The following is a 17,939-nucleotide window of genomic DNA, read 5'->3' on the forward strand; positions in this document are numbered from 1 at the left end:
AGAAGAACGCCGTGAATATCGGCTTTTTTGGCACTGGCATCGCCTATCCTCTACAAATCAGCACGAGTGGCGGCATTCGTGCGTCGAGTGGGGTACAGAGGATCGAGGAGTCGATTCGCATTATTCTGGGAACGCAATATGGTGAGCGTGTGATGCGACCCAACTTCGGCTGTAACCTCAAGAGCCTGGTCTTTGCGCCCAACAACGAGGCAACGGCCAACCTTGCCCGCTACTATGTCGAGCAAGGACTAACTCAATGGGAGCCGCGTATCGAGGTGTTTGAGGTGCTGGTAGAGAATGACAATCAGCATGGTCTACTCCTGATCGAAATTCATTACCGTCTGCGAGCAACGCAAGAAGTGCGCAGCACGCTTGTTCCCTTTTCTTTGGAGGCGCCATAATTATGCTTACCTCAGATCGAGGCCGTATTCAGCCTCCGAACCTTGATGATCGCGTCTGGCAGGATCTGGTTGATGAAGCGCTGGCGCTCATCCCCAAATACGCGCCCCAATGGACCGACTACAGCCCCGGCGATCCTGGAAGAACGCTCATTGAGCTGTTTGCCTGGCTCGTCGAGGGACTGATCTACCGGCTCAATCGGGTTCCCGAGAAAAACTATATTGCGTTCCTCAACCTTCTGGGCATTACGCGCGACCCGGCGGTCCCGGCGCATGTCTTCCTGACCTTCACGGCTCAGCCCCCGGCCGCGGGACACCCGGCGGCACCGATTCTGGTACCTCAAAAGACACAGGCGCACACCATCGGGAGCGAGACTGAATCACCTATCACGTTTGAGACAGACGAAGACGTAAATATTCTACCGCTCAATTTAAAGACTGTACTCCTGATAAAATGGGATACCTGGAATACCACTACCAAAAAGGGCACCTACGCGGATATCACCGGCGACCTGGCCGCTGCGCTGGTTAGTGGCTATCCAGTGACCATGCCTGCCCAACCGGCAACACCCGTTCAGATTCTGCTAGGATTTGATGGATCTACATCCCTACCAATCCAGTTGCGCCTACAACTCTCTCAGCCTGTTCAGGTAACGAGCAGTGGAGGAAACGACCAGATACAGGTAGCAGTCAGTTGGACATATTCGAGCGCTACCAATGAGCCATCCAACTGGCTCACGCCCTCCAGCGTGATAGATAATACAAGCGGTCTGCTGCGCGATGGGACCGTCTCTATCACTGTACCGACAAACTGGACGAGTCAGGCTCCTTCCTCATGGACAACCGTAACGCCAGCTCCCTCTACCAATCCAATCAACGATGCACGTTTCTGGCTCGCTATCACGCTGACCAATACAACCCAGGCGACCACAACCAGCATTGGCTTCAATTACCTCCTATTCAACGCCGTATCTGCTCACAATGCCCTGACCATCCCTAATCCCGAACTACTAGGACAAAGCGATGGAACGACGCCTTTCCAGGTCTTTCAGCTCAAAAATCGACCACTCTTCAAGCGGCCCGGTACTAACATGCCATATGATCACCTGGTGATCCAGGTCAATGGCGTAACCTGGACGCAGGTCGATGACTTTCCAGCTGGAGCGGGGAATTTCTACCGCCTCAATCCTGTAACCGGCGAGATCAGCTTCGGCAATTTTGATCCAACACGGGGACAGCCCGGAACCCATGGCACGATCCCACCAGTGGGAGCACAAATTACCGCTGCAACATACCGCTACATCGCCGGTGGGCTATCAGGCAACGTTGGCATCGGGCAGGTCACTGCGCTGAGCAAACTCCTTCCTGGTATTGCCAGCGTTACCAATCTCTCTGCCTCATTTGATGCCGCCGATGAAGAAACAATCGAGGATACGCTCAGCCGAGCCCCGATGGCATTGAAGAGCCGGGACCGGGCTGTTACCGTAGAAGATTATGAAGTGCTGGCCCGAGAGGCCAGCAAAGAGGTTGCCATCGTCCGCTGTCTACCACCACGCCTGCACGATGATCAGAGCACACCCGGCGGCTGGAATATAGGAGATCCCTGGCTGTTCGCTGGCATTAACCGCGCACCAGGAAACGTCAACGTGATTATTGTCCCCGACCAGGGCATAAACATTGCTCGTCCCACCCCCAGCAAGGACCTGCTTCAGGAGGTGCAGACCTACCTTGATAGGCGTAGAGATCTCACTTCTTCCCTGCTGGTCAGTGGACCATACTATCTACCAATTGCTGTTACCGTGAATGTTACCGTATGGAAAAGAGCGATCTCACAGGGAATGATCGGAGGTCCCAACGATGTCGTCACGGATATACAAAATAAACTACAGCAATATCTCCATCCCATCTATGGAGGTCTGGATGGGAAAGGCTGGCAAGTAGGGCAGAGCGTCTTTATTGCCGACCTCTTTAAGGCAATCATGCCGGCCGAAAATATCGGATTCATCTCGTCTCTAACACTGGCTGCCGAGGCACCTGCCTATACACCAAACACACGCCCCGCTCAACCAGCATCACCCGGTGCCTGGGTCAGCGTGGCCGACTACGAACTGAGCTGTTATGGAACCAGCAGTAAGATCACACCCACAACACTATAAACACATGCTCAATGAAAGGTTTGTAGATGACATATCCAGGAGCGAGCGATGAGCGATGAAAACAGATTGAGCAGCTATCTACGTTACCTGCCTCCGGTTTTATGGGAGGGAGAGGCTCCGCTACTGGGGCGGTTACTACTCATCTTCGAAAAGTTGCTGACGGGCATCGACGATGAGCAGGTTATCCAGCATGGTGATCACACCCACCAGTCTCTGGAAGAGGCCATCGCGCGCCTGGACCAGTTACTTGATCCCTGGCATACTCCGCCCCAATTGTTAGACTGGCTGGCTTCCTGGGTGGATCTTACATTTCCCACCATATGGGACCCCGGACAACACAGCCATATCCAGATCTGGGATGAATATTTGCGCCGTCGAGCCATCTCCCAGATTGTACAAATTTATAGCAAACGCGGCCTGAAAGAGGGCTTGAGCCAGTATCTCGATCTTTACACTCTGGCCGATAAGCGACCGCGCATCGCCGTAGACAACGGGAGCAGAATCTTATTCACCCGGCCCCAATCTGGCCGTTTCGCTCCAATATCTACATTAATTGGACAGGGTCCCTATGCTAACAATACGAATGTCGCGCTCGATGGTCTGGTGGCTCCTCGTGGCATACTATTGGCTCCTGATAATAGCCTGCTCGTCGTCGATAGTGGCACACCGTTGGGTTGGAATCCAGCGACTGGCAAAGGCATCTGGCGCGTGCTTCCGTCAGGCCAATATACGCAATCCACTACGACGGGCAAGCCGCAGCGTCTCGGTCCTTCAACATTCACACTCACAGACCCGGTAGCCATAGCAATCGATAACGCAACCCCATGGCAACTCTATGTGCTCGACAATGTTTCCGCAGCAGGGGCGAATGCTCTCTATCAACTTGCTTCACCGAACTTTGCTACCGCCAATGTGCTCGCGACAAGAAGCGCTCTCGGGTTTGGCTATCCTGTCGCGATGGCCCTCGACACGAATGGACATCTGCTCATTCTTGACCGGGGAAACTCACCAGGAACAACGGCCACGCCACGCCTGATCGATATACAGATCAACCCACTGCAAGTCAGCACGCCACACACGTTCACACAGGTCGTTGAACCGCTTTCCCTCACAGTCCTGCCCAATGGCGATCTGCTCATCGGAGACGGACGGCAGAACGCAGCGGTACCCGCCGATATCGTCCACGTCAATCGCAGCAACAACACCAGTTGGGTAGAAACCCTGCAATTCACTGCGGTACCACCGGGACAGAATCCTCTCATCGCACCGGTGAGCATGGTGCGCCTGGATGATACACACCTTTTCGTGCTGGACCTGGGCCTTAAACCAGTTTTTTCCTCCGGTAGTCAGCCCTTCATTCGCACGATGGCCGAGACAGCAAGTATCTACACGATCGATCTGGGATCGACACCACCAACCATTACACGAGCCACCGAGCAGAGGCAGTTGGTACATCCCACAGGCATGGTTCAGGATCAATGGGAAACGCTCTATATCGCTGACCGAGGCGAGTATTCCGATCCACAGCTTGCAGGACAGATGCTGCGTGTGTGGCGCGCCGCGCCGCATGAGTTCGGCGTATCGGTCCACTTCTCTCAACAGCGCCCAACGACGCAGCAAGAGCAACGCCAGATCTATCAAAACATCGCAGATATCGTCGATCAGGAAAAACCAGCCCATACCATCTGGACAATGGTGTATGGGCCTCCCTAAAAATGGAAAGGAGCCAGGTCATGGCAGGTCAACCACTTCAGCTTCAACGTACAACGTATCGCGATCTCAACGGACAGGTACGTCCTGGCAACCCAACCTGCGGTGAGAGCGCATTGGATATGGAACAGTATTATCAGCCGTTGGAACGCTTTCACGCATCCAGCCTTCACGGATGGGGAGTAGCCGCGGGATTGCGCGTGGCCGCCACCCTCAACGGGACAGGTGTCACAGTGTTGCCCGGCATCGCCCTGGATAGCAATGGGATGCATATTTTTCTGATCAGCGGTCAACAGGCCGAGATCAGCAAAGATACGCCCGGGGTGACTCCACTCGTCCCGGTCACCGATAGCGGTGTGGTCATTCCTACCGCCAGCATGACAGGAGATCAATACCTCGTCATCCAGTTCTGGGAAACCTTTGATAGCCAGGCCCAAGACAATGGGATCTTTCGCTATACACATACGCCCTGGCTGCATTTCGTCGATGCAACTCACCTCACCTATGATGGGAGCAGTATTATCCTGGCAAAGGTTTCGTTTGGATCAAGTACAACAGGACAGATCGCTGCGCTCGCAGATATGCGGCAAAGGGCCGATTGGCACGTCGAGAGAACGCATGAAGCCAGTATTCACGGCGCAGGCGTCGCCGCGGGTCTGGGTGTCATGGTAACACTCAATAGTGCCGGAGTCACCGTACTGCCTGGCATCGCCCTGGACGGCAACGGACAATATATCTCTCTGGCCAACGGAGGGCAGGCCGAAACTGACCCCAATGCCGCTGCTCCAGGAGCCACGCCCAGGCTTGTACCTATCACCGATACCGGCGTGGTCATTCCCACAACCGGTTTGATTGGCGACAAATATCTCACCATCCAGTTTTGGGAGACAGCCGCCAGCGAAACGCTGGCCACAACACTACAAAGCGTCGCTCCCTTTCACTTTGTACATACCCCCTGGCTTCGATTCCAGGATGTGGCCGGATTTGTGAACGATGGCACAAGCATCATCCTGGCAAAGGTTTCATTCGGTACAAGCGCAAACGCAGGACTAGTCACCGACCTGGCCCTGGATCAGCGTCAGGAAACCAGCCTTGCGGTCGGTAACATCTCTATTCAGAGAGGCATCACCACCTCGCCAGCAACCAACAAGAAGGCAATCAACAATGATGAGTCTGGTACAATTCGCGCGTACACTACCGGTGGACTGGATATCACCGCTCCCAACGCGACCGACGAGATTCATATGGAGCGGGACGACGGTCATAACGTCGCCAAAATCTCACTAGGCGCTCAAGCAGTTGTCGCGCGGCGCGATAATGGGACCGAGAGCGTCACAATCGATACGCAGTCAGGCAGCATCGCCAGCGCCAATCTGAGTGCCGACTTCAGTGTTCGTCAAAACAGTCTTTATATGAGCGGAGGGATTGGCTGGAGTAGCCTGACCTACAATGCTCATCACAATGACGCGAACAATCAGTGGGTCTTCCCGGACACCTCGCACCCCGCTGTGACGGTCGAAATGGATGACAACAGTGGTGTGCCCCGCTTCCAGGTCTGGAGTACAACATCAGGAAATCACACTGGCTGGATGGAACGCTTTGCCATTAATGGTAATTCAGGCGATGTCTCGACAGTAGGTGGCAACCTCAGTACAGGCATGATCACTGCTACTGGAGAAATTGCTGTCAAAAATGCCCAGGGTACGGATACAGTCATACTCAACGCGAACACTGCAACGATTGAGGCTGGCGCTTCCGGCGTCAGTGGCTCGATTACGGCGTACGATAAATCGCATGCTGCGACATGTATTATCAATGGTGATAATGGCAAAATTAACACCAAAGCACTCTACGCCACAGGAAATGTAACTGCAGCAAACTCCTCCGGCGGTGGCTGGGCGCTTGGTGGATTCGCCACTCAGGGTGGTGTCGGGTTACGAGCAGCGAACGGAGGTATTCAGGCTGAACTTGGCACGTCACAATATGCAGGAGACTTTACCGGCAACGTCAACATTTCTGGCAGCCTGCATGTCAGCGGACCGATTAGCAAGAGCGGCGGTGGTTTCAAGATCGATCATCCATGCGACCCACAGAACAAATACCTCACGCACTCCTTTGTCGAATCACCCGACAGAAAAAATATCTATGACGGGATCGCCATTCTTGATGCCAACGGAGAAGCCATCGTTGAACTACCTGAATGGTTCACAGCGCTGAATCGGGATGTACGCTACCAGCTTACCTGTATCGGCGGCTACGCACCCGTTTGTATCAGTCAGAAGATACATGGTAGCAGTTTCAAAATCGCTGGAGGCAAGCCTGAGATGGAGGTTTCCTGGCAGGTGACGGGCATTCGGCAGGATGCCTGGGCATGCGCCCATCCTCTGAGCGTCGAAGAGATGAAACAGCCCGAGGAGCAGGGGCACTATCTTCACCCGGCAGAAAATGGCGCGGATCCAGCCGTGCATAGTCACACCCTTCGTCATTCCTAACCCGTCTAACAAAATCAGCCAGAACAATTTGTCTCTGGCTGATCGTTTCTCCTGCATTCTAGATAGCGAGGTGATGCCATGCAAGACGAGAGCAGACAAATGGTGCGACAGGCCTGGTTAGAGGCTGGACTGTATAACCTGAATGACCCCAGATTGCAAAGCTTTCTCCAGCACTTTGAACACACGATACATGGATGCTGGCCAGACCTGTGCCCACTGGTACGAGAAAGGTACGCAGAGTACAAGGAGCAACTGCTCACTCCAATATGGGATACGGGCCAGAAGATGCTGCGCCTGAGCGTAATCCAGTCCCTCGCCCCAGATCACAATGACGAACTGGAGATCTTTCAGAGGATCATCCAGCGTCCAGACGTAAACGGCAATCCCTGGGAACTGGAAGCGCTGATGCGGGTAGCACACAGACGCGGGCTATCAGGCTGAATAGCTCAAGCGATTGTGTATATATTAACAGCATAGAACCTCTTCATGAAGAATAAATTTCTCTCAACTCTGATGTCTATATACCATTGCTGGTCATGCTCATCCTTAACAAAAGGAACCTGGCGAAATTCGTGCCCAACTTCGAAGTCGCCTGGATCCAAATCCTTTAATTCTATTTCGACGCGCCCTGCGAAAGCGTCTTGTAGCTGCTTTAGGAGAGCAATTGAACCAACCACCGTAATTACAGTTGATGCACCACCCACTATGCGACCCATCGTGGTTGGTCGAATAGTGGGTGGTGTGGCCTTCGGCGTGATCTCACCAGCGGCACTTGTTACCGCCCTGGTTGTTCCCCCGGTCGGGGTCACTGATCCGCGCTGCGGCACTGTGATCTCACCAGCAACGCTTGTCACCGGCCTGGCCGACCCTCCTGTTGGGGTTACTGATCCGCGCTGCGGCACCGTGATCTCGCCAGCAACGCTTGTCACCGGCCTGGCCGACCCTCCTGTTGGGGTTACTGATCCGCGCTGCGGCACCGTGATCTGGCCGGTGATGCTTGTCGCAGGCGTAGTAGAAGCAGGCGTGAGCTTAAGAACTATTCGGAAATACTTGATTGGAATTGATTGCTTTGTAACAAACTCCGAATAACCTTTTCGTGTTCCAGTGTCTATGAAATTCTTTTCAAAATACGCGCGATCAATCTTTAATTCGTATTTATAGACAAGGTTATTCGTTACCGGGGTGCCTGTGTATTCCGCTACTTCAGCTTGAGAAGTAGCTATGCCACAATCTGTTAGCCTCGGATAACCTGGGGAAGATTTAAATAAATCCACTCCTTCAAGGTTTCCATAATGATACAGCACTACCGTTTCAGAAGTGGATTCTGATGCGCCAAGAATTTCTCCATTAGCCTCTGGAACCTTGCCACCTGGTGGCGAACGCCGTACCACATTAGCATTTAAATCCCCCTGTTGCACGACATGTGTCAGCTCATGGGCAATCAACCGCCGTCCTTCGTGCGTCCCCGGTGCGAACCGCCCTGTACCAAACACAATGTCGTGCCCCGCAGTGTAAGCATAGGCGTTCACGTCCCGCGCTGACTCCGCCGCCTGCGCATCAGTATGTATCCGCACACTTGAGAAATCATAGCCAAGGCGCTGCTCCATGTCTTGTCGCAGTACGGGCTCCAGCGGGCCGCCGCGACTGGCCAGGGCAAGTTCTACGCTAACAGGCGCTACATTCATCTGCTCATTCGATTCCCCCGAGAAGTGCTGGATGAGTGGTGCGACGCCACTAGCAGCGGCATACGCAGGCGTTGCACTCATTTGTTGGGAGATGCGGTCGGCTTCCTGCTCATATTGGTCTCCTGGCTGATTGATTGTCAGTTTCGTCTGTATCACTCTTGTGGCAGGAGCATAGGTGGAAATCCGGCTAAAATCGTGACCGACATATGGTTCTATCGGCGCTTGTGTTGATGAATCGCTTGGTAGCGTCCTGGAGCGCAACAGATTGAGCACAGCTTGATTGCCAATGGTTCGCTGGAGCTCAAGAAGGGGATAGACTTTGGCGAGGTTGAACGATGTCTGATGTAGCGAAGAAGAACACGTCTTCGGCTGTTCATTTTGGACATCTTTGGCAGTTTGTTGATATTCCATACAGCGCTCCTCTTGTCTGCCCGGAATGACTTTTTGTACTATTGTTTAGTGAAAATCACTAATACCTTCAAATATTCATTGAACGGTTTATAATGTAGGGTCTAATTTTGCTATTCTGCTGTACGAGCTTTTAATTTTTCCTCACGCAACTTGAGTACTAACATAACGGCAGCCCGCTCATGTGCGTCATCTGAACCGTTGAATTCGTGTGAGCTATAAAGATCTTTCAAGAGCGTCGGATCGTCTAAGCCGCGTGGATGGCTCCGTTTGGCCCAGGAGATCAGGCGGTCAGCAGTGACTTCTTCTCCCGTTTTAGAAAACCGCAGCACATCATTGCTCTTCTCCGTCAACTCATCCTCAAAGCCCCGACTTTGCACAGTCAATCTCGCGGTCGACGTCGGCTCAGGAGTCAGCGGCTGGAGCTTAGCACGTTCCTGCCGATCGATCTCATGCTGTGCCTCAATGATTCGTTCGTAACCCAGGCTCCACGCTGCTTCCTCAGCCTGACTTGCAATCGAGTTAATCTGGGTAGAATAAGTACTGAGCATCTCTGCCGCCGACTTATAATTCTCAGCCGCTGTTCGCAACGTGTTGCCCAATTTCTCAGTGGAGATGTACAGCGCGGCGGCCTGGGCCATTGCCGCATCATCCATACCTTGAGTTGCCGCCTGCTTGTTATGCTTACTTGCCTCCAGCATCGCTTGCGCCTGTGCATCGATCTCTGCGGACATGCCACTCAGGTCCCTGGCTGAGTCGGACACCTCCTTGTTGAGTGCGACAAGAGAGTTTTCCAAAGCGAACAGGGCCTGCTGGTCCCCGCCTCGAAGCGCCTCCCCTGCCGCGATAAAGGCCGAGATATGGGCTTGCTCTGTAACCACACTTTCCGCATCTGACAAAGCCTTTTCGCTCTGGCCCTCAACCAGGTTAGCATCACGCTGCTCGCTTGGAAATACTGTGCCGTCGAAGAAAATTCGCTCGGCGAACTCGATCGTGTTAAGGAGCGAGAGTGTATGTTGTAGAACACCATAGGCGGCCACATAGGTACGGATACGCGCCGTGAAGCCCTGAGCCCTGGCAGTTTGCGCATCCAACTCGGCAATCGCACGCGCAGTATCAGCAGTATTCCTTGAGCGTTGTCGTCGTGGCCGGGTCGAAGGCGTACCCGGCTCTAAACGCTCATAGTGAGGAGGAGGAGTTTTTTTCTCAAAATCCCATTCCAACTGCCTGGTCCTGGTGAGACGCTCGTGGGCAGCATCTATTGCTGTCCGCGTCCGCCCGGCTCTAGATTCACTAGCCGGATCGAACGTTTCCTGATAGTTGTAGCCAAAGGTTGTTTTTGCCTGAGGGTAGCGTCTGAGCAGCAATCCTTCACAGTCGTGTTCAGAAGGTCCACAAGGCTGTCGCTCGGAATAGATTTCATGAACGGTGATGGGGGCACGTACCTTTCTGCGGAGTTGTTGTAGGAACTCGTCCATCATCTCTTCAGAGTGGGCGACTCCAGCACGATTTTCGATAACCTGCACCTGCCGCTCGGCATTACCAACTGAATACTCGAAGGCTACAAGGTTCGTGCCTCCCGGCAAGTTGGGATGATCCACACGGTAGGCTTGCGTCTGACGACTGAGATGCGTGGAACCGGGAATAATCTTCTGTGGAAGTTTAGGGAGCGGTGAAGCGGGGGTCTTGGGTGAGTCTCTCTGAACCGTTAATGGCAAGCGCGTAGTATGGGACAACGGATCACAGTTATTAGTTCGCTGACCAACGTTCACCCCGTCTATACCAGACTGCTGCACCACATGTGTCAGTTCATGGGCAATCAACCGCCGCCCCTCTTGCGTTTCTGGTACGAATTGACCTGCCCCAAACACAATGTCATGCCCCACGGTGTAGGCATTGGCGTTTACCTCATGCGCTGATCGCTCGGCAGACACACCAGAGTGGATTCGCACCTGGGAGAAATCGCGCCCGAAGCGTTGCTCCATGTCCTGTCGTAACGTCGACTCCAGAGGTCTGCCGGGAGTAGCTAGAGCCTGGTTCACACTGGCGGTCGCCGTATCTATCTGCCCATTGGATTGCCCAGAGAAACGTGGGATACTCAGTGATGCGACACTAATGGAGTGGTCCGCTGGCATTGTCATAGTTTGATTGGCAACTCGGTCGGCTTCCTGCTCATACTGGTCTCCCGGCTGATTGATCACTAGTTTTGTTTGGAGTACTGGCGAGAGTAAGGGGTAAGCAGGTATCTGACTCGAATCATAATCAAAGTATGGTTCTATCGACGCTTGTGCTGGTGTATCGCTTTGTATATTCCTGGAGCGCAACAGATTGAGCACAGCCTGGTTGCCTATGGTGTGCTGAAGTTCGAGGAGTGGATGTGTTGTGGCATGATCGAAGGATGGCTGGCGTAGCAAGGGAACAGGTGTCTTCGGCTGTCCCTTCTGGGCTGCTTTCATCGCTCGTTGATAGTCCATGCAGCGCTCCTCTTGCTTGCCCTGAATGGCTCACATAGTATTATGCTGGCGAAATTGACAGAGCATCTTAAAAATACTCATTAAATATTTTACCATATAGCACTCTATTTTAACTGTGTTGCCAAAATGGTCTTTTCTGGTCACCGTACCCTCAAGATTGTTGATAGCACGATCAAAAGCTCAAGCCGATTCCCTTGTAGAGCATATTGACTATGTAGTTGGCATGTTTCGCCCAATTAGTAATAAGTCAGCTATCAATTTTGCCGTAGTCTTTTACCGAGAATTATGAGTATTCCAATTTTACCATGACCAGCCTTTGAGGCAACGAGGATATCCTCATTGCTTCGAAGGCTAGCGGTGAAAAGGGGTTATATTTATGGAAGCCTATTCAAAGGCGGCAACTGGCCGGTCAGAATACGCTGGCGGATCGCACCTTGATAAACCACGGTCAGGATGACGAGGCCGAGCAGGCCGATGATTATCGTTGCCAGTGGAATGTCAATACCAGATACATCGACGATGAAGGGAAAGAGGAAGAGCGGGAAACCATCCCATAAACCATGGAGAACAGAGACAAACAGGTATGTTAGAATGACCGGTAGACTGAAAAAGGAATGCCCTCGTTGGTTCTGGCGGAATAAGACAGCTCCAAGGATGGCTGTCCAGGTTCCATGACCAAAGGGAGCCAGTAAACCACGTAGAATAGTCGAGAAGAGCGATGCAGAGATATGCCCTTGAGTGGCCAAAAAAGCGGTAAAGGCATAGCCAGTGCTCTCAAAAGCGGCAAAGCCCATACCGACTGCCGCCCCCAGCAACAAACCGTCCATCTGTGAACGCGGTTGCATGCGCCTGGCCAGGATGATTACGGCGAGAATTTTACAACCCTCCTCGATAAGCCCAACCAATAATGCGGTTGAAAACGTCAGGCCCTGATCAGGAGTATCTGGCCGAGGAAGCAAGATTGATTCAAGGATTGAGGCCCCAAGTACCCCGAGAATACCTCCAATGCCAAAACTACGCCCGATTGTCCCAGGGCTCAAGGAACTCAGATGCTGGTGATCATATAAAAATACGACAAAAACTATTGGAATGAGGAAGTTGCCAATGATGATCACCGTGGGATACAGATTCGGATTTCCCGTAAAAAGCAACGCCAGTGCCGTTGCCACAAAGAGGACAATTCCAAGCAGAAATGTGGATAGACAGCCGCGCTGACCACGTGCCATATAATAGCCAGTCGTCTGCGGCTTTAACATATTTTGATTCATTCTATATCTCCATACAGTCTAACAGCTTGAAGCTTTCCCCACCCAATGCTAAATGTAAGGCTGGGCCATAACACTCGACCATTCCCGAAAAGATGCGTTACTATGCCGATACTACATATATGCTATTCATGAATACTTCTAACACGAAGAAGGCAAATATATGGAGGCAACCCTGGACTTGAAACACAAGATCATAAAAGCCGGTGCGCAATAAAGCAGCAAAATCAAAGCGAATCCACCCGCGTTGCTATCACGTTGCTGTCAAAATTGAAGGCTGCTAGCTGGTTCTGAAGGCCAGCTAGTAACTAGATAACACAATACAAATGACAAATTTTATAATTGTTTTGGGATATGTTGTCTGATGAGATCGATAAGGCCATCAAAATCCTCATAAATATTGCTCAATGAGAGTGGATCGCGGTTGACACGGAAAAACATGTACTGCTTTGGCATGCCAAACCTTGGCACTTCCCGAAATCCTCTTGCCTCATTCCAGTAAGTAATCTCCTCTACCTTTTTTCGGGAAATCATTAAAAGCCCTTCTGTACAAACAAGGCAAGATATGCGACACCGTTGAGTAATCGTATAGCTAGCATATATAAAAACAAGACAACCCCATAAACCACCAAAGCTACGAATGAGGATCAGTTGAAGTTGCCATTGAACATCCACAATCTGATGCGCAAGCAATTGATAGAAGAAAACAGCAAATGCAACGAGTACAAATAACACCCAACAGATCACACTCGTCAGTAAAAAATAATTGAGTAGATTTAGAGTGCGCTTCCACTTTGTCTGTATGTGGTAGAGCGCGAGAGGCTGGCCAACGCGATGCTGTTCTGCCAACCGATACATTCTCCCAGGAAGTTCGACTTCCTGTTTTGATTCCATGAAAATGCTCCTCATTTTACAGCCTATCGTAGGCATCACCGAGAGGCACAAAATCTGGCTGCAGCCAGTACCAATACTGTCCAACATTGCTATAGAGATGGGAAAGAAGGTCCGTAAAAGAGGTCGCTATAATCGGACAATCTCCACGTAGCCCATGCGTTTCATGAAAACTATCATAGCATCGCCCCAGTCATTCTTTACTGAAATCAATGGTTATGTAATCACCATTTGTATCATCACCAATGATATACCAGCTCGCAGTGATGTCGCCTTCAACAATCTCACCGATGATCACCGGATTAGCAAGAACACAACGCGTAGGTGGCACAATGATTAACGGAGAGTATTCTACATCTGGTTCACGAAACAGGCTTACATCCCCACATGTCGTATAGAAGTGTTTCACATCTTCCGGTAAAATATGATTCGGTTCTAAAATTGGAAGCCCTACAGGCTCATACACCTGACAGTGTGGCGTTGCACGAGTTTTATGAACTAAACTGTCTATTTCCATCAAAACCTCTTATCTATAAATGACTGGTTCTGCTATAGTAATAGGCTGTGTTTATTCATACCAACCAGCGATATAAAGATAACAACGGCGCTTCACTTTTGTGCTTTCATGGGCTGCATAGCGATTTGATGGCACCCACCAGCGAGTTAAAGCAACATGTACAAGTGAATCTGCCGGAATTTTAAACACCTGTACGGCTGCTCCTTGATAATCAATGAGATGTTCTGTCTCAGAGGTATAGTAACGATAGCCTGGATGGTCTTCCTCATCATGCCATTTGATCAGTGGGGTATCGGACAACCAATATCCCATACTTATCGGTTGGAAGGATGTTCCCTCTGAAATAAAGAGCTTTTTCTTATTTAAAACCGATCGTAACGAACCCCCGAAAAGCTGATCAGGACCTCCTTGCCAGAGCGAAACGTGAGCACAGAGAAACGCTCTCATATCTGCCTCCTGACCAATGAGTTTACAGGAAGTAACAATCACATTTTCACTATGAGGAGCAATCAAGCGACGAGCGCGAGAAAAGGTCATATCCCAAATTTGTCCCACGTTGAACCCTGTGGCTGCAGGATAATAACTCCCATCGTTGCGTAACAAGCGAACATTTTTCTTATCTTCTGTCAAACCATGTAAACAAATCTTGCTCCCATACGCAATTTTTGCAGTGATCCAAACTTTCATTGCACATCCTTGCGAAATTTTCCTGTACTGTTAAAGTAATCTCAAATTATTGTGAAAGAGCACCAGATATGATAGAGCTAAATACAATAAAAAGCAGAATAAATGCGGTAATCGATAGAATTAGCGCGCTAATTGGCAGGATAAGTACCGCCATGCTGGCTTTTCCTCCGCTTAAGCGATGGACGGCCATGGTCATAAAGATCATCAGAATATACGAGTAGATGCTGATTGCGAAGCTTAAAAAGAAACCCAGAAATGGAATAAGAAGCAGCAATCCGCTAATGATTTGGAGCGGAACATAGAACAACATACAGCTATAAATATATTCTACTTATTCTCCCTGTCCTTTAAAAGCTCTGGCAATAAAGTAGAAGACTGTCCAGGAAAGGAACGCAGACATAGGTTATGTATAGATTAAGCAATATCCAATTTATGCCTCCATAGTGCATTGACTTGTGTATGGGATAGTCCCTCGCGAGTGCTTCCCGCTTCCCCGCTGGCCAACCTCATCCGTGTTGCCAGATCGAGTGGCAGATATCCCTGATCGGCCAGCCAAGCGCACCAGGCACGCAAGGCACTGATACGCAGGTTGATGGTACTGATGGATTTGTGTTGCTCGTGTTGCAAAAAGTTGCGATAGCCAATCAAGGCAATCAGTGTAAGGACAGCGAGTTGGAAGGGCACGCGTTCTTCCTGTTCATACAAAGAGGGGGGAATCTTCCTTTCCCGCTCTTCTCCAATGTGCTATACTCCTATCGTAGCTCCTATTGTAGGACGATATATAGTTGAGATTGGAACGAGCCCATCGCCTCGGGTATTCCTGCTGTGCATGAGCAGGGCATGGCGTTCCAGAGAAAGCTGATCTGCACAACTCCGCTTCGTCTTGCCTGCCGCCGTCAGGATGCTGCGCTCAGACCGAACGTTCGAGCGAGGACGCATCGACTTCAGCCGGATCTCTTCATTGCTTGCCTGGGGAGGAGCCGGATCTGGTCCTGATCAGAGGGGCGATAGGCAGCCATCCATCTGTTGTACCATGAGGAGGTGCCTGTGCTCATCGTCACGACCACACAGGGCGCAACGCGTCTCCACGAGCAGAGCATCCCTCCAGCGGTGCAGGTCACAGGCGTGCTCCAGACCGACCTGCTCTCTGCCCAGGCGGTGTGCGCGGTGCGCTCGTGCCAGATCATCCTGGTCGAAGGCGGGCCATAGGTGCTGGGAGCCTTCTTGACGGAGCAACTCCTGGATGAACTGTTCCTGACGCTGGCTCCACAGATTGCCGGTCGAGACAGCGCGACGGCGCGGCCTGGACTGGTCGAGGGACACCTTTTTGCGCCCGAACATCCCCTCTGGGGCACCCTGGTGAGCGTCAAACGAGGCGGGAGCCACCTGTTTCTGCGCTATGCGTTCCCGACAAGCAAGTTAGCATGACAACCATCTTTCGAAAGAGCAGGAGGTACTCTATGGAGATGCAACCACGACTCGATTACGGCTCTCTTGTTCCCGGTTTAGGGAGAGCAATGGGGGGCTTAGACCACCTGGTCCGGTCATCCCCCCTTGCAAACCAGGAGCCGTTGCTCATTGAACTGGTGAAAATTCGTGCGTCGCAGATCAATGGCTGCGCATATTGAATCAATCTGCATACCCAAGCCGCGCGGTCGCGCGGCGAAACCGAACAACGCCTCTATGAGCTGGTGGCCTGGCGTGAGGCCCCCTTCTATACCGAACGCGAGCGGGCCGCTCTGGCCTGGACCGAGGCCGTGACGCTCGTTTCCGTTGACCACGTGCCAGATGCGGTCTATGCGGCAGTTCGCAAGCAGTTTACCGACGAAGAACTGGTCTACTTGACACTGGCGATCATTGCCATCAACGGCTGGAACCGGCTGGCAATCAGCTTCCGCACCGTTCCTGGGTAGCAGGCGCGAAAGAGCCTGCCTGACTCGACGTTTGGTAGACCATCAACGAGGCATGAGGGGACTTTCTGTGATGTCATCGGTGCAGGAGACACCCAGAAAAGGAGACACCGCCATGAGTAATTCACTCCGACAACTGGAAGCGCTGGGGCAAAGTGTCTGGCTGGACGATATTGACCGGGCACAGTTGTACTCTGGTCTCTTTGAGCAACTGATCAACGAGGATGGCCTCTCTGGGGCAACTGGCAATCCAACCATTTTTGAACACGCTATTGATCATGGCACAGCCTACAATGAGCAGATGCGGCAGCTCATCGCACAGGGCAAGGATGCCCCGGCCATCTACGAGACGTTGGCAATGACCGATGTTCGGCAGGTCGCTGATCTGCTGCGTCCCACCTATGAACGAACCGCAGGGCAGGACGGGTTTGTGAGCATCGAAGTCTCGCCCTATCTGGCCCATGATACCAAAGGCACGCTTGCAGAGGTGCGCCGCTTCTGGCAGACGATTGATCGTCCGAACCTGATGGTGAAGATCCCGGCCACACCGGCAGGCATTCCTGCCATTCACCGGGCACTCGCCTCTGGCATCAACATCAACATTACACTCATCTTCTCCATCGAGAACTACCTCCAGGTGGCCGGGGCGTACCTGGGTGCCCTGGAGGAGCGCCTGGACGATGGCCGTGACATCAGTCGCATCGCCTCGGTCGCCAGCTTCTTTGTCAGCCGCGTCGATGTCCTCGTGGATGCCTTGCTCGAAGACAGGATCAAAGCTGCTGGCACCGGCGCAAAGCCTCAGCTTAAAGATCTGGAGGGCAAAACCGCCATCGCCAATGCGCGCCTGGCCTACCAGGAGTTCAAACGGCTGTTTGGCGGGCCACGCTTTGCGGCTCTCCAGCTTGAGGGAGCGCGTGTCCAACGGCCCTTATGGGCCAGCACGAGCGCAAAAAATCCGGCCTACCGCGATGTCCTCTACGTCGAGGAACTGATCGGTCCCGACACCGTGAACACCATGCCGCTCACAACGCTCGAAGGCTTCCGCGAGCATGGAAACGCGCGCCTCTCCATCGAGGATCAGCTCCCACAAGCGAAAACGCAGTTGGCGGCGCTCGCGCAGATCGGGATCTCCTACGACCAGGTCACGCGACAACTGCAAGAGGAGGGAGTGCAGAAGTTCATCGACTCCTTCCAGAAGCTGTTTGGGTGCATTGAGAACAAGCGCAAGGGGCTGCAATCGTAGGGGCGAGGGGAGCTGTTCGCTCCAGGAAATGAGAAAGGAGGCTCCCTTCCCTTTTGCGCCTCCTGTGATGGAGATCAAGCTCTCAAGTCATGAGTGGAACCAA

General features: G+C 52.2%; 15 protein-coding genes and 1 pseudogene. 9 read left to right on the top strand and 7 right to left on the bottom strand.

The window, feature by feature from the left end:
• The first annotated feature begins 11 nt into the window (after positions 1-11).
• The 5 genes from JMI88_RS05975 (at position 12) to JMI88_RS05995 (ending at position 7,197) form a co-directional block, all read left to right on the top strand.
• Entirely contained in the window at positions 12-401 is a 390-nt protein-coding gene (locus JMI88_RS05975; protein WP_201360886.1) for a GPW/gp25 family protein, read from the top strand.
• 2 nt (positions 402-403) lie between these two features.
• The gene (locus JMI88_RS05980) at positions 404-2,554 is read left to right on the top strand and encodes a putative baseplate assembly protein (RefSeq protein WP_201360887.1); all 2,151 of its coding nucleotides are present in this window, start codon (positions 404-406) and stop codon (positions 2,552-2,554) included.
• 48 nt (positions 2,555-2,602) lie between these two features.
• Complete coding sequence (locus JMI88_RS05985) at positions 2,603-4,267, top strand: phage tail protein (protein ID WP_201360888.1); 1,665 nt, start codon at positions 2,603-2,605, stop codon at positions 4,265-4,267.
• A gap of 20 nt (positions 4,268-4,287) precedes the next feature.
• Positions 4,288-6,756, top strand: coding sequence for a hypothetical protein (locus tag JMI88_RS05990; RefSeq protein WP_201360889.1), 2,469 nt, complete (start codon positions 4,288-4,290; stop codon positions 6,754-6,756).
• 78 nt (positions 6,757-6,834) lie between these two features.
• On the top strand, positions 6,835-7,197 hold the full coding sequence (locus JMI88_RS05995) for a hypothetical protein (protein ID WP_201360890.1): 363 nt from the start codon (positions 6,835-6,837) through the stop codon (positions 7,195-7,197).
• Positions 7,198-7,202: 5 nt separating this feature from the next.
• Here the strand turns inward: JMI88_RS05995 and JMI88_RS06000 are convergent, their stop codons facing one another.
• The 7 genes and pseudogenes from JMI88_RS06000 to JMI88_RS06030 all read right to left on the bottom strand — a co-directional run bounded on the left by JMI88_RS06000 (position 7,203) and on the right by JMI88_RS06030 (position 15,388).
• Positions 7,203-8,852, bottom strand: a complete 1,650-nt coding sequence (locus tag JMI88_RS06000) for an eCIS core domain-containing protein (protein ID WP_201360891.1) — start codon at positions 8,850-8,852, stop codon at positions 7,203-7,205.
• A 110-nt stretch (positions 8,853-8,962) separates the two neighbouring features.
• A complete protein-coding gene (locus tag JMI88_RS06005; RefSeq protein ID WP_201360892.1) occupies positions 8,963-11,323 on the bottom strand; it encodes an eCIS core domain-containing protein in 2,361 nt (786 codons plus the stop codon).
• A 374-nt stretch (positions 11,324-11,697) separates the two neighbouring features.
• The gene (locus tag JMI88_RS06010; RefSeq protein WP_201360893.1) at positions 11,698-12,591 is read right to left on the bottom strand and encodes a PrsW family intramembrane metalloprotease; all 894 of its coding nucleotides are present in this window, start codon (positions 12,589-12,591) and stop codon (positions 11,698-11,700) included.
• Positions 12,592-12,924: 333 nt separating this feature from the next.
• Positions 12,925-13,482, bottom strand: a complete 558-nt coding sequence (locus tag JMI88_RS06015; protein ID WP_201360894.1) for a hypothetical protein — start codon at positions 13,480-13,482, stop codon at positions 12,925-12,927.
• A gap of 16 nt (positions 13,483-13,498) precedes the next feature.
• Positions 13,499-13,996: pseudogene (locus JMI88_RS06020) on the bottom strand (SMI1/KNR4 family protein).
• A 51-nt stretch (positions 13,997-14,047) separates the two neighbouring features.
• A complete protein-coding gene (locus tag JMI88_RS06025; protein WP_201360896.1) occupies positions 14,048-14,683 on the bottom strand; it encodes a dual OB domain-containing protein in 636 nt (211 codons plus the stop codon).
• 414 nt (positions 14,684-15,097) lie between these two features.
• Positions 15,098-15,388, bottom strand: a complete 291-nt coding sequence (locus tag JMI88_RS06030; RefSeq protein WP_201360897.1) for a site-specific integrase — start codon at positions 15,386-15,388, stop codon at positions 15,098-15,100.
• A 321-nt stretch (positions 15,389-15,709) separates the two neighbouring features.
• On the opposite strand from JMI88_RS06030, the gene JMI88_RS06035 reads away from it, so the two are divergent.
• The 4 genes from JMI88_RS06035 (at position 15,710) to tal (ending at position 17,836) form a co-directional block, all read left to right on the top strand.
• The gene (locus JMI88_RS06035; RefSeq protein WP_201360898.1) at positions 15,710-15,892 is read left to right on the top strand and encodes a hypothetical protein; all 183 of its coding nucleotides are present in this window, start codon (positions 15,710-15,712) and stop codon (positions 15,890-15,892) included.
• Between the two features lie 15 nt (positions 15,893-15,907).
• Positions 15,908-16,111, top strand: a complete 204-nt coding sequence (locus JMI88_RS06040) for a hypothetical protein (protein WP_201360899.1) — start codon at positions 15,908-15,910, stop codon at positions 16,109-16,111.
• A gap of 38 nt (positions 16,112-16,149) precedes the next feature.
• The gene (locus tag JMI88_RS40585) at positions 16,150-16,596 is read left to right on the top strand and encodes a carboxymuconolactone decarboxylase family protein (RefSeq protein ID WP_201361179.1); all 447 of its coding nucleotides are present in this window, start codon (positions 16,150-16,152) and stop codon (positions 16,594-16,596) included.
• A 112-nt stretch (positions 16,597-16,708) separates the two neighbouring features.
• The gene (tal, locus tag JMI88_RS06050) at positions 16,709-17,836 is read left to right on the top strand and encodes a transaldolase (RefSeq protein ID WP_201360900.1); all 1,128 of its coding nucleotides are present in this window, start codon (positions 16,709-16,711) and stop codon (positions 17,834-17,836) included.
• Positions 17,837-17,939: the final 103 nt, after the last annotated feature.

It is taken from the genome of Dictyobacter formicarum, assembly GCF_016587435.1.